This is a genomic window from Rhizobium sp. 42MFCr.1, from assembly GCF_000377185.1.
GTDB lineage: Bacteria > Pseudomonadota > Alphaproteobacteria > Rhizobiales > Rhizobiaceae > Rhizobium > Rhizobium altiplani.
Map to the genome: position 1 here is coordinate 251,270 of NZ_KB897818.1, position 12,350 is coordinate 263,619.

General features: G+C 60.0%; 11 protein-coding genes. 4 read left to right on the forward strand and 7 right to left on the reverse strand.

Going from position 1 to position 12,350, the window contains the following annotated elements; genetic code table 11:
- Positions 1-2: 2 nt before the first annotated feature.
- Positions 3-320 (forward strand): TfoX/Sxy family protein, encoded by a 318-nt coding sequence (locus C934_RS0101250; protein ID WP_018854896.1) that lies wholly within the window; start codon positions 3-5, stop codon positions 318-320.
- A 3-nt stretch (positions 321-323) separates the two neighbouring features.
- Here the strand turns inward: C934_RS0101250 and C934_RS0101255 are convergent, their stop codons facing one another.
- From C934_RS0101255 to C934_RS0101275, 5 genes are all read right to left on the reverse strand, one after another.
- A complete protein-coding gene (locus C934_RS0101255) occupies positions 324-746 on the reverse strand; it encodes an NUDIX domain-containing protein (RefSeq protein ID WP_018854897.1) in 423 nt (140 codons plus the stop codon).
- A 5-nt stretch (positions 747-751) separates the two neighbouring features.
- Positions 752-2,239: a DEAD/DEAH box helicase gene (locus tag C934_RS0101260; protein ID WP_018854898.1), complete on the reverse strand. Its 1,488-nt coding sequence runs from the start codon at positions 2,237-2,239 to the stop codon at positions 752-754.
- Positions 2,240-2,396: 157 nt separating this feature from the next.
- Positions 2,397-3,695, reverse strand: a complete 1,299-nt coding sequence (locus C934_RS0101265; RefSeq protein ID WP_018854899.1) for a M23 family metallopeptidase — start codon at positions 3,693-3,695, stop codon at positions 2,397-2,399.
- Between the two features lie 97 nt (positions 3,696-3,792).
- Positions 3,793-4,620: a ferritin-like domain-containing protein gene (locus C934_RS0101270; RefSeq protein WP_018854900.1), complete on the reverse strand. Its 828-nt coding sequence runs from the start codon at positions 4,618-4,620 to the stop codon at positions 3,793-3,795.
- Positions 4,617-5,090, reverse strand: coding sequence for a peroxiredoxin (locus C934_RS0101275; protein ID WP_018854901.1), 474 nt, complete (start codon positions 5,088-5,090; stop codon positions 4,617-4,619). Before C934_RS0101275 ends, C934_RS0101270 begins: the two co-directional genes overlap by 4 nt.
- 119 nt (positions 5,091-5,209) lie before the next feature.
- Here C934_RS0101275 and C934_RS0101280 point away from each other — a divergent pair, with 119 nt between their 5' ends.
- Positions 5,210-8,596 (forward strand): YhdP family protein, encoded by a 3,387-nt coding sequence (locus C934_RS0101280; protein ID WP_018854902.1) that lies wholly within the window; start codon positions 5,210-5,212, stop codon positions 8,594-8,596.
- Positions 8,597-8,648: 52 nt separating this feature from the next.
- Here C934_RS0101280 and tyrS read toward each other — a convergent pair whose 3' ends face one another.
- Positions 8,649-9,905, reverse strand: coding sequence for a tyrosine--tRNA ligase (tyrS, locus tag C934_RS0101285; protein WP_018854903.1), 1,257 nt, complete (start codon positions 9,903-9,905; stop codon positions 8,649-8,651).
- Between the two features lie 116 nt (positions 9,906-10,021).
- On the opposite strand from tyrS, the gene C934_RS0101290 reads away from it, so the two are divergent.
- Together C934_RS0101290 and C934_RS0101295 are read left to right on the forward strand one after the other, a co-directional pair.
- Positions 10,022-11,140 carry an anhydro-N-acetylmuramic acid kinase gene (locus C934_RS0101290; RefSeq protein WP_026371480.1) on the forward strand — a complete coding sequence of 373 codons (1,119 nt, stop codon included), beginning with the start codon at positions 10,022-10,024 and terminating at the stop codon, positions 11,138-11,140.
- The gene (locus tag C934_RS0101295; RefSeq protein ID WP_018854906.1) at positions 11,140-11,664 is read left to right on the forward strand and encodes a GNAT family N-acetyltransferase; all 525 of its coding nucleotides are present in this window, start codon (positions 11,140-11,142) and stop codon (positions 11,662-11,664) included. Before C934_RS0101290 ends, C934_RS0101295 begins: the two co-directional genes overlap by 1 nt.
- Here the strand turns inward: C934_RS0101295 and C934_RS0101300 are convergent.
- The gene (locus C934_RS0101300; protein WP_007789602.1) at positions 11,661-12,338 is read right to left on the reverse strand and encodes an alpha/beta hydrolase; all 678 of its coding nucleotides are present in this window, start codon (positions 12,336-12,338) and stop codon (positions 11,661-11,663) included. The two genes, C934_RS0101295 and C934_RS0101300, sit on opposite strands and share 4 nt — an antisense overlap.
- Positions 12,339-12,350 lie beyond the last annotated feature (12 nt).

Below are 12,350 nucleotides of genomic sequence, written 5' to 3' on the forward strand. Positions count from 1 at the left end.
GGATGGACACGGCGGCAATTGAAGAAATGTTTCAGGGGCTTGGACCCGTCACCATCAGGCGCATGTTCGGCGGCAAGGGCATCTACCATATGGGGCGGATTGTTGCTGTCGAAGTGCGCGGCGAGATGCTGTTGAAGGCCGACGAGCAAAGCGCATCGGAATTCGAGGCGGCGGGAGCGTCGCAATGGGCCTATGAAGGCAAGAAGGGAAGCCCGGTGAAGATGCCGTATTGGTCCATCCCCGACGATGCCTATGACGACCCCGATGTCATGGCGCGATGGGTTCGGCTTGCCTACGAAGCGGCTGTCCGAGCGGAATGAACCTTAGAGGAGTTCGCCCGACTTGAGCTTTTCGATTGCGGCCGCCGCAAATGCGGAAAGCGGCTGCGGGAGATCGGCGCGGCTGAACCAACCGAAGTCCGACAGCTTGTCCGGCTCCGTGAGCTGCGGTTCTCCATCGAACTCGGACGCTACATAGAGCAGAGAAATCCAGTGCTGGGCATCCGCGTCGCTGATCAGTTCCGTGGCGCCGAGAAGGTTGACGCGGCCGATCGATAGGCCGGTTTCTTCTTCCGCCTCGCGTCGAGCCGCCTGCTCGGACGGCTCCATATGATCGACCTTGCCGCCCACAATGCTCCAGTGGCCGGCTTCAGGAGCGCGCATGCGCCTGTAAAGCAGGATCTTGCGGTCGCGCAAAACCACCAGGCCAACACCAAGGCCCGGGAAATCGATGCCAGGCGTGCCCATATTCGTCAGATCTTGGCGTTGGCCGTGATCAGCATGAAGGCGGGAATTTCATCACCGAAGCCAACCGGCGTCGGACCGTCGTCGTGGTCGCGATAGCGGCGGCGGTCGCGATTGTCGTCGTTTGCCGGGTAAGGACGAGCGGCGCGCGAGCTCTGCTGCGGCTTGTTTTGTTCTGCTTTGCGCTCTTGCTTCACGCTTTCGACCTTTGCTGGTGCTGCTGTTTCCATCGTCTCGACGTCATTATCTGCGACGGCGATTTCAGATTTATGACCTCGACGGCTCTTGCCGCGGCCGGTGTCCTTGTCCCGGCCCTTGCGACGCGAGCGATCGTCGTCGCGGCTGGGTTCGGGCGGAGGCAAGGCGGAGAGGTCGCCGTTCAACCACTCGACCTTCTCGCCGATCAACTTTTCGATCGCGTCGGCATGTTTCTGGTCGTGGCGGGTGACGATGGTGAATGCAGCGCCGGAACGGCCTGCGCGGCCGGTACGGCCGATACGATGCACATAATCCTCGGAATGGATCGGAACATCGAAGTTGAAGACGTGGCTGACGTCGGGAATATCGAGACCGCGAGCGGCGACATCGGAAGCCACGAGAAGCTGGAGATTGCCGTCCTTGAAGTTCTGCAGCATGGCCATGCGCGAACGCTGATCCATGTCGCCGTGCAGAGCGCCGGCGGAAAAGCCGTGGCGGTCGAGCGAACGGAAGAGATCGGACACGTCCTTCTTGCGGTTGCAGAAGATGATTGCGTTCTTCAGATCGGTTTGAGCCTTGATAAGATCGCGCAGAACAGCACGCTTCTCATAATCCTTGCCATGCGAGGCAACGAAGCGCTGCGTTACCGTCTTTGCGGTGGATGCCGGCTTGGCAACTTCGATCCGCTCCGGATTCTGCAGGAAGCGATCCGCAAGCTTCTGGATCTCGGGCGGCATGGTTGCCGAGAAGAAAAGTGTCTGACGGGTGAACGGGATAAGCTTTGCGATGCGCTCGATATCCGGGATGAAGCCCATGTCGAGCATGCGGTCGGCTTCGTCGATGACGAAGATTTCGACAGCACTCATCAGGAGCTTGCCGCGTTCGAAATGGTCGAGCAGGCGGCCCGGGGTGCAGATCAGAACATCCGCGCCACGCTCGAGCTTGCGATCCTGATCTTCAAACGAAACGCCGCCGATCAGCAACGCGACATTCAAGCGGTGGTTCTTGCCGTACTTTTCGAAGTTCTCCGCAACCTGGGCGGCTAGTTCGCGGGTCGGCTCGAGGATCAGAGTCCGGGGCATGCGGGCGCGGGCACGGCCCTTTTCCAGCAGCGACAGCATCGGCAGAACGAAAGACGCAGTCTTGCCCGTTCCCGTCTGCGCAATCCCGCAAATATCGCGGCGCTCAAGCGCAAAGGGGATGGCACCAGCCTGAATTGGGGTTGGCGTCGTGTAACCCGCGTCGGTCACGGCGGAAAGCACTTTTTGGCTCAAGCCAAGATCAGCAAATGTCGTCAAAGGGAAAACTGTTTCCGTTCCGGTTCGGCCGTACTCTGGTTGAGTCGGCGTGATTGCGTGGCGCAATGCAGCGCGACATAAGCCGAAACTCTCCTTAAGTCAAGGAATACAGGCCTTGCAGCCAGTGCAGAGGTAAAGACGTGGTTAGCGCGCGTAGTTACTGTATGTAACTCGCAAGCTTCAAGCCCGCATTCATGAAGTAAATGGGATCAATGGCACGACCATCCTGACGGACTTCATAGTGTAAATGCGTACCGGTGGACCGGCCGGTGCTGCCGGCAAGGCCAATCACGTCCGTGCGGTCGACTTTGTCGCCAATTTTCACGAGAATTTCCGACATGTGGCCGTAACGCGTGGAAATGCCCTTGCCGTGATCCACCTCGACCATGTTGCCGTAGCCGCCAGTCCAGCCGGCCGCTATGACCTTGCCGGGTGCCGTCGGGTGAACCTTTTCGCCAGGCGCAAAACGGAAATCGATGCCGGAGTGGAGTGCGAGGCGGCCGAGGAACGGATCACGCCGGTTCCCAAACGAGCTGGTGATCTCCTTGCCGGCGGCCGGATTCTGGAATGGCAGCGATTCGGCCATGCTCCGTACAGTCTCCAGGCGGGTGAGGGCATCGTCCAACTGCGCAAGCGACGTATCGAAATCATCGTTGCTCTCAGGCTCTACGTAAGGGCCGCCGACTGCGGTGTCATCCTGCTTCAAGCGCTCGGCCGGGACCGAAATCCTGAACCGCGTCAAGACCTTCGATATGGCATTGGCGGCGCCGCCGGCATCGCTCGTCAGTTGCGCGATGCGGGTGCGTTGCTTCTGCTCAATATCCTTCAGAGACAGCGTTACCTTGGAAAAAACCCGGTCAGCTCGGTCGCCGACGGTTTCCTTTGCCGGCACATCAGCCAGCGTCGCGTTATCAGGCGTCGCCTCAGCAGGTTCTACAGCGCCGGCAAGCTGATTCTCGATAGCCTGAACTGCGCCGGAGAGCGAGGCATGCTTCTCGTTTGCGTCGGGCGCGTAGGACTGGAGTGGTGTGGCCGCCTTGTTTCCGAGCCCGGAACTTTCGGCCCGGTCAAGAAGGGAGCCCAACTTGCCGTGGCGTGAGGTGAGCGCCAGTTGTTGCTCCATCAATTTGTCGACCTTGTCTTCGACGACCTGCTGATCGAGCAACTGGCGGGAGGTAACGCGATCGACCTGAGCTCGCAGAGCGGCGATCCGGTCCTCATAGTCGTGCTGCATGCGCGCCTGTCTGGCCATTGCCGCGCCGATCAGGTCATCACGCAGCACGAGATAGGATGTGGCCAACAGATAGCCGATCGCAAAGACCCCGACAAAACATAAGACAAGCGCCGCCATCCACGGCTTGACGGTGAGGTGACGGACCCGGTCACCGCTCGCCAGGATCAGGATATGCTCTTGTTTTCGCTGACCGAATACGCGGCTATGCTGTGCATGCGTCACGGAGAATCTCCCAATCGAAGGCCGATGCCTCAATTGCCGCAATTACGCACGATTATGGTTAATATTTACTTAGGTCAGTATGGCTGTCGTGATCGGATCAGGCGTTGCTTGTCGATGTCAGCGATCGGTAGAAGGATGGCGTCAGTCCTGCTTCGGCCCGGGCGATGTCGTTGAAGGGAGGCTTCAACGGTCCGCGGAAATTGGCGCGTACCAACTCGTGGAATGTCCGTGCCGGATCCCGCTTTTCTCTGGCGCAAAGGAAGCGGAACCATTTGGCGCCTATCGCAACGTGACCTTTCTCGTCGTTGTAGATGACATCGAGCACGGCAGCGCTCTCCAAATCCCCGGTTTCGCGCATCTTGGCCTGCAGCGACGGTGTGACGTCCAACCCGCGAGCCTCGAGAATAAGCGGGACAACGGCGAGGCGCGCCGTCAGGTCATTCCTCGTCGCGTGCGCGGCCTGCCAAAGGCCGTCATGGGCGGGGAGGTCACCGTAGTCGGCGTCGAGGTCTTTCAGGCGGGCGCGCACCATGCGGAAATGTTTCGCTTCTTCGAAGGCAACCTGCATCCACCCGTCGAAGAAGGAGTTCGGGACGGGTTCGGTCGCGAATCGCGCAACGATATCAAGCGCCAGATCGACGGCGTTGAGTTCGATGTGGGCGATGGCATGCAGCAGCGCGATGCGCCCCTTGACGGTATGCAAGGACCGCCTCTCCACCTGCGTCGGCGGTATCAAGTCCGGCTTATCCGGACGGCCCGGCCTCTCAGGCAGCGGCGCGTCAAGTGGCGAACGCAGGGACAGTGTGCGAGCAAACCAACGCGTCGCAGTTTCCTGGGCGAGCGTCGTCTTCTTATCGAGATCAGTTGCTCGGATAGCGTCGATCGCTCCGCCGCGCAGGGACGTGATGCTGGAGCGAGAGGTCATCGCGACAGGTTCTGCACGGCGGCAAGAACGATTTCTGCGTGGCCGGGCACCTTCACCTTCTGCCAGATCGTTCCGATGGTCCCATCCTCACGAATGAGGAAGGTTGTGCGCTCCACGCCCATGAAATTGCGTCCATACATGCTCTTTTGTTTCCACACACCGTAGGCCGCCAGCGTCGTCTTCTCTTCATCGGACGCCAGGACAACCGAAAGACTATGCTTCTTGATGAAGCGATCATGGCATTTTGCGGAATCGGGAGACATGCCGATGACGGCAGCACCGGCCTTTTCGAACTGGTCTGCAAGCGCCGTGAAAGCCAACGATTCGGCCGTGCATCCTGTCGTGTCGTCCTTGGGATAGAAGAACAACACCAGCGGCTTACCACGGAAATCGGCAAGCGCGACGCGGCCTCCGCCATCGCGCGGGAGATTGAAGTCAGGCGCCGTCGTGCCGATGCTGACATCCGTCATGGAGAGACCTTTCTTTTGCCGAGTTTATGGATAACAGGTGATTTGCCAGATATATATTGGACGGGTAGTCGTCCAGCCAGTCTGGTCCAAACCGCAAATTAGGGAGTTAGGCGAGACGCATGTCGGCGATCCGCGGCGAGAAAATTACATTCCGCAAGAAAGACATCGTCGCACTGCATGAGCTCCCTTCGGCGCAGGCCGAAGATCCCATGATCGTCAGTTGCCCGCCGTCGCGTTCGCGCATGCGCAAGACCGCCGGCGCCACGGGTGGCTGCGTCGCCGTTATTTTCTTCGTGCTCGCTGCAATTGTCTTCACGGTAGAAAGCGGCATATTCGACGGGCCGCTGACGCGGCAGGCGCAGGCTGCACTCAATTCGGCCATCGGGCCTCGCTATAGGGCGGAGGTCGGCTCCACTGCTATCCGCTTTACCTCGAACCTGCGCCTTGCGCTCGAAGCTCGCAACGTCAACATGATTGACGAGAAGAGCGGCCAGCACCTGTCGACCACACATGCGATGCGCATGGCGCTCGACCCGCTACAACTCTTTCGCGGTCGGATTGCGATTGCGCAGATCGAGGCGGAAGATATCGCACTCGACACAGCGCTGCTGCCGTCTGGAAAGCCGCTCAAGCTCGATGACGTTCGCATCGACGAGATTCCGACGGCGATGGAAGCTGCGTTCGCTCAACTCGACATGATCGACAGTTTTGTCGAGCGGGGTGGGACGCGCTCAGTGAAACTCTCGGGCATAGATATCAAGCTGGCCGATACGGCGAATGGTCCACTCTCGATCGTCGTCGACAGCCTGGACTTCACAAGGACACGCCAAGGCGCGCTGGCGCTGGATGGTGAGGTCGCGATCAACGGCAAGGCAGCGACGCTCAGCGTCATCACCGAAAGAACCGGCGAACGTACCTCGAAGTTGACGGGACAACTGGCGGGCGTCGACCTGGGACCGTTCACACTCAAGCGGAATGTCCAGGGTCAAATCCGGCAGGGCATCGACGGCTCTGGTGATGTGACGATCTCGGCAGTTCGCACCGGCGATCAAGCCGAGCCGGCGCTCGGCGCGTCAGTCGACCTGGAGCCTGGGCAATTCTATATGGATGGCGACCAGCAGGAGTTGAGCGGAGGGCGCATCAACCTCGCCTACGACTTTGACAAGCAGAAGCTTGAGATCGCGAAATCGCGTGTTCAGTTCGGCGCGACATCCGTACCGCTTACCGGCGCTCTTATCGATCTGGACAAGATCGATGCCGCTGCAGGAAAGGGCTTCGGGATAGATCTGCTGGTCAGTGGCGGCACCGCGGCCCCCACCGCGTCAGGCGAGCAACCGCTCGCCTTCGATATCCAGGCGACCGGTCGCTACCTCGTTACCGACCGCGAACTCGAATTCCCGAACATGCGGGTTTCGAGCCCTGCTGGCGGTCTTTTTGGCTCGCTGCATTTTCGTCTGGGCGACGTGTCGCCGGAGATCAGCTTTGCCGGGCAGTCACAGCAGTTGCAGACAACGGCCGTCAAGCAATTGTGGCCATTCTGGATGGCGTCGAAGGGCCGCGAATGGGTTCAGCGCAACCTCTTCGGGGGCACCGTCACCGACGCATCAATCTCCGTCTTCATTCCGGCCGGACGCCTGGACGAGGCGGTCGGCAAAGGTCTGAAACTCGACAAGAACCAGATCCGGATTGCCTTCGACATCGCAGATACCCGAATGAACGTGGCCGGCGACATCCCGCCAATCCGCGATATGAATGCCCACTTTGATCTGAGCGGTCCGCGGGCGACAATCTCGATCAAGAGCGGGACGGCATTCTTTCCGTCCGGACGATCGGTGAGCGTCGGCGAGGGCACGTTTGTCCTGCCATCGACCTACGACAAGCCGCTCATGGCCGAACTCAATCTTCCCATTTCCGGCGCGGCTGACGCGGTCGGCGAATTGCTCACCTATAAGCCGATCCAGGTGTTACAGCGCGCGGGCTTCGTGCCCGAGGACCTGAAGGGCAAGGTGTTGGCGAAAGTGCAGGCTCGCATCGGGCTGATCTCGTCGCAGAATCCTCCTCCTGCTGAATGGAAAGCGGTCATGCAGCTACAGGATCTCGATGTCGCCAAACCGTTTTCGGGCCGCAAGATCACTGGTCTCGACGGCGTGTTGAACGCGGATCCAAAGCAGGTCAGCCTCGACGGAAAGGGGCTGATCGATGGCATTCCCGCCGGGATCAAGCTTGTCGAGCCGACGGACAAGTCGTCCAATGTCCAGCCGCAGCAGACCATTACTGCCACCTTGAACAATGATCAGCGGGAAAAGGTGCTGCCCGGTCTCAACGACATCGTCGATGGTAGCGTCGACGTGGAACTCAATCGCATCGATCAGGACCGACAGGCGGTCACTGTCGACCTTGGAAGGGCGCGGCTGTCTCTCCCATGGATCGGCTGGTCCAAGGGCGGCGGGATCGGCGCGACGGCCACATTCGAGGCCTCCGGCCCTGCAGACAACACCGAGTTGAAGAACTTCGTCCTCAAGGGGGATGGATTCGGGGCAAATGGCTCGCTTGTTATCGGAAAGGGCAATCTCGTGAAGGCGGATTTCGACAGTGTCAAACTGTCGTCGCTGGACGACTTCTCCGTTTCGGTGAAGCGCGGCAAGGGAGGGTTTGATGTCTCCGTGTCAGGCGAGAGTGCAGATGCACGTCCGATCATCGCGAGATTGAAGTCCAGCAGCGGCGATGACTCCGACCACAGCGGCAGCATATCCGTTCGAGCCAAGCTCGGCCGCGTCGTCGGTTTCAATGACGAGAAGTTGCGCAATGCCGAGATGACCTATGTGTCGTCAGGCGGGAGGCTGCAGACACTGAATTTCACCGGCGTCACCGACAGCGGCGAGGCGTTCGTAGCCCAGACGAAGGGAAATGGCGTTATCAATGTCACGAGCGGCGATGCCGGCTCTGTTTCCCGCTTCGCCGACCTCTATCAGCACATGATGGGCGGGTTGCTCAATATGCAGATCCGACTAGGGGCGGGCGACAATTGGGATGGCTCCATCGACATCAGGCGCTTCTCGCTTGTCAACGAACAGCGCTTGCACTCGATCGTTTCGACGCCGGTCGGCGAGGAGCAACGAAGCCTGAATTCAGCGGTAAAACGGAACATCGATACATCGGCGCAGCGTTTCCAGCGCGGCTTTGCGCGCATTGTTTCTCAGAACGGCGTCGTCAGTATCGAGAACGGCGTGGTGCGTGGTGACCAGGTCGGCGCGGTGTTTCAGGGAACGGTTCGTAACCAGCGCGGCAGGATGGACATGACGGGTACCTTCATGCCTGCATATGGCCTCAACCGGCTGTTTGCCGAATTGCCGTTGATCGGCATCATCCTTGGGAACGGCACGGATCGCGGCCTGATCGGCATTACCTTCAAGCTCACAGGAAAGTTGGAATCGCCGGATCTGATCGTCAATCCGTTGTCGATCATCGCGCCGGGCGTTTTCCGCAACATCTTCGAATTCCAGTAGGCACAAAAAAGCCGGCGCGAGGCCGGCTTTCTGTCTGAGACGTTGACCACGCTTAGGCAGCGCGGCGGATCAGGATGTGCTTCTTCTTGCCGAGCGATAGCTTGATCACGCCATCAGCGGTGATCTCTTCGCTGCCGATGATCTTGCGCTCGTCGCTGACGGCCTGGTCGTTGATGCGCACCGCACCGCCCTGAACGTGGCGGCGGGCCTCGCCGTTCGAGGCTGCAAGGCCGGCGCGGACGATCAGCGACAGAAGGCCGATGCCACCGTCGAGTTCGGCAGCCGGGACGTCGACAGACGGAAGGTTCTCGGCAAGGCCGCCTTCCTCGAAGGTCTTGCGGGCGGTTTCGGCAGCCTGCTCGGCGGCAACACGACCATGCAGGATCGCGGTGACCTCAGTCGCCAGGATCTTCTTGACCTCGTTGATCTCGGAACCGGCAAGCGCTGAGAGGCGTGCGATTTCGTCCATCGGCAGCGTGGTGTAGAGCTTCAGGAAGCGCGAGACGTCAGCGTCCTCTGTGTTGCGCCAGTACTGCCAGAAGTCATAGGCCGACAGCATGTCCGCGTTGAGCCAGACAGCGCCGGTCGCAGACTTGCCCATCTTGGCGCCGGAAGCGGTCGTCAGCAGCGGCGAGGTGAGGGCGTAGAGCTGCGGCGTCCCCATGCGGTGACCGAGGTCGATGCCGTTGACGATGTTGCCCCACTGATCCGACCCCCCCATCTGCAGACGGCAGTCGTAGCGCTTGGCCAATTCGACGAAGTCGTAGGCCTGCAGGATCATGTAGTTGAATTCGAGGAACGACAGCGACTGTTCGCGGTCAAGGCGCGTCTTGACGCTGTCGAAAGCCAGCATGCGATTGACCGAGAAGTGCCGGCCGACATCGCGTAGGAATTCGAGGTAGTTGAGCGATCTCAGCCACTCTGCGTTGTTGATCATCAACGCATCCTTCGGGCCTTCGCCGTAGGAGAGGTAGTTCGAGAAGACGCGCTTAATCGAAGCGATGTTGCTCTCGATCGTATCGACGGTCATCAGCTGCCGCGCTTCCTCCTTAAAGGAGGGATCACCGACCATGCCGGTGCCGCCGCCCATCAGCGAAATGGCGCGATGGCCGGTCGCCTGCATCCAGTGCAGCATCATGATCTGGATCAGCGAGCCGGCATGCAGGCTGGGAGCGGTGGGGTCAAAGCCGATATAGGCCGTTACCGTTTCCTTGGCGAAGAGTTCGTCGAGGCCCGTTTCATCGGAAATCTGATGAATGAAGCCGCGCTCTTTCAGCGTACGGAGGAAATCGGATTTGAACTCGGACATGACCTTTTGCTCTCGGGTGCGGATTTTCGGATTGGCTATTGTTGAAGTGACGCGGCGCGTTTAGCACTGTTTTGCCGAACAGTCACCATTTGGCGAGAATCTTCCAGCGAGGGGTCATGGAGAAGATCAGGACCGCGATCGGCTTGATGAGCGGAACATCAATGGACGGCATCGATGTGGCGCTGCTGCGGACCGACGGCCGAGCCTTCGTCGAGCGCGGGCCGTTTCTCGGTGTTCCGTATGAGCCAGACTTCCGCGACCGATTGAAGCTGGCGCTGGAGCAGGCGAAGTCTATTGCGAAACGTGAGCAGCGGCCGGGCGATCTGGCGTCTGTCGAGCGTGAACTGACGTTACGTCATGTAATTGCCGTAAGGGAATTTCTGGCTACGAATGCGCTCGATGCCTCGTCGATCGACGTCATCGGCTTTCACGGCCAGACAGTGTTACATCGCCCGGACGAAGCGCTGACGGTCCAGATCGGGGATGGGGCGCTTTTGGCACGGGAAACCGGCATTCCTGTTGTCTACGATCTTCGTGCCAACGACATGATGCATGGCGGCCAGGGCGCGCCATTGGTTCCGGTCTATCATGCGGCGCTCGCCGCCAACGTCCCTCATGCCACATTGCCGGTCTGCTTCGTCAATATCGGTGGGATCTCAAACCTGACCTATATTGGCGCGGATGGCGTCATAGTCGGTTTTGACAGTGGCCCGGGCAATACGCTGATCGACCAGTGGGTCGAAACCCATGCGGGCGTGCCGTTCGATCAGGGCGGCATGATAGCCTCCGAGGGACGGATCGTGGGGGAACTGGCCGATCGCTATTTGAATAGCCCGTTCTTCACCGCAGAGAAGCGGCGCTCGCTCGACCGCAACGACTTTCCGCCGCCGTCGGGTGCAGATGCGGAGCTTGTAGACGGCGCCCGCACACTTGCCTATGTCGCGGCCGCCTCGGTCATCAAGTCCGCCGGTCACTTGCCGGTCACGCCGGCCCTCTACGTCATCTGCGGTGGTGGTCGGCTCAATCGCGTGCTGATGCAAGATTTGAAAGATATCGCCCATCGCAACGGCGCCGAGGTGATAACGGCGGAGCAGGCGGGGTTCAATGGCGATTCCATGGAGGCTGAAGCCTGGGGCTATCTCGCGGTAAGGTCGTTGGACCGCTTACCATTGACATTTCCCGGCACGACCGGCGTGCGTGCGCCCGTCAGCGGCGGTGTCGTGGTGAAGCCGTGATGCAACAGGCGATTCTGGAGACGCCGCGCCTAGTCGCGGTCATGTGGGAACCTGACGACGCGGGCCTGATCCATGAGCTTCACTCCACGATTGAGACGACACGGTATCTTTCGGGCGCTGCGCCGTGGTCGCGTGAGAAAGCCGAGGAACGGCTGCGCAATTGGTTCGGCGAGCAGGAGCGGGATGGAGCCACCAAGTACAAGATCCTCAGTCGTGACGACGGCCGCTTCATTGGCCGCGCGGGCTTTTCCCTGCTTGGCGGTGAGCGGCAGGATTTCGAACTCGGCTATTCGCTTCGGTTCCAGGAATGGGGCAAGGGTTATGCGACGGAGATTGCCGGCGAGTTGGCGGAATGGTTCTTCGAACGGAACTTCGCGCAGCAGTTCATCGCATTCACGCATCCGGACAATGCCGCATCTCAGCATGTCCTAACGAAAATCGGCATGCGAAGCCGCATGCCGATGATCATTGACGGATTGGCCTGTCCGACGTTCGAACTGACCGCCGGGATGCGGACCGCTTAGCGGATCCGCTTGGCAGCCGGTTCCGGCACGAGTTCGCCGTTCAGGCGGCGATCGAGGTAATCCTCGCATTCGCTCATCAGCGTCTCGACCTGGCCGTTGAAGAAGTGGTTGGCGCCAGGCACCGTGCGGTGCGTGATCAGGATACCCTTCTGCGTCTTCAGCTTCTCAACGAGGCCGTTTACGTCCTTCTCGGGCGCAACCTTATCGGCTTCGCCGTTGATGATGAGCCCGGAAGACGGGCAGGGCGCGAGGAACGAGAAATCATACGTGTTCGGTTGCGGCGCGATCGACATGAAACCTTCGATTTCCGGGCGGCGCATTAGAAGCTGCATGCCGATCCAGGAGCCGAAGGAATAACCGGCAACCCAGCAGGTCTTCGAATCAGGATGCAAGCTCTGTACCCAGTCGAGCGCGGACGCGGCGTCCGAAAGCTCGCCAGCGCCGTGGTCGAATTCACCCTGGCTGCGACCGATTCCCCGGAAATTGAAACGCAACGTCGTGAACCCGCGCTTCTGGAACATGTAGAAGAGCTGGTAGACGATCTGGTTGTTCATCGTGCCGCCGAACTGGGGGTGCGGGTGCAGAATGAGGGCAATCGGTGCGCTTTTTTCCTTGGAGGGCTGGTAGCGGCCTTCAAGACGGCCGGCAGGGCCGTTGAAAATGACTTCGGGCATCGGTACTCCGGC

Coding starts and splice junctions, on each gene's coding strand:
- C934_RS0101250 (WP_018854896.1), top strand. CDS start 3: ATGGACACGGCGGCAATTGAAGAAATGTTTCAGGGGCTTGGACCCGTC.
- C934_RS0101255 (WP_018854897.1), bottom strand. CDS start 746: ATGGGCACGCCTGGCATCGATTTCCCGGGCCTTGGTGTTGGCCTGGTG.
- C934_RS0101270 (WP_018854900.1), bottom strand. CDS start 4,620: ATGACCTCTCGCTCCAGCATCACGTCCCTGCGCGGCGGAGCGATCGAC.
- C934_RS0101275 (WP_018854901.1), bottom strand. CDS start 5,090: ATGACGGATGTCAGCATCGGCACGACGGCGCCTGACTTCAATCTCCCG.
- C934_RS0101280 (WP_018854902.1), top strand. CDS start 5,210: ATGTCGGCGATCCGCGGCGAGAAAATTACATTCCGCAAGAAAGACATC.
- tyrS (WP_018854903.1), bottom strand. CDS start 9,905: ATGTCCGAGTTCAAATCCGATTTCCTCCGTACGCTGAAAGAGCGCGGC.
- C934_RS0101290 (WP_026371480.1), top strand. CDS start 10,022: ATGGAGAAGATCAGGACCGCGATCGGCTTGATGAGCGGAACATCAATG.
- C934_RS0101295 (WP_018854906.1), top strand. CDS start 11,140: ATGCAACAGGCGATTCTGGAGACGCCGCGCCTAGTCGCGGTCATGTGG.
- C934_RS0101300 (WP_007789602.1), bottom strand. CDS start 12,338: ATGCCCGAAGTCATTTTCAACGGCCCTGCCGGCCGTCTTGAAGGCCGC.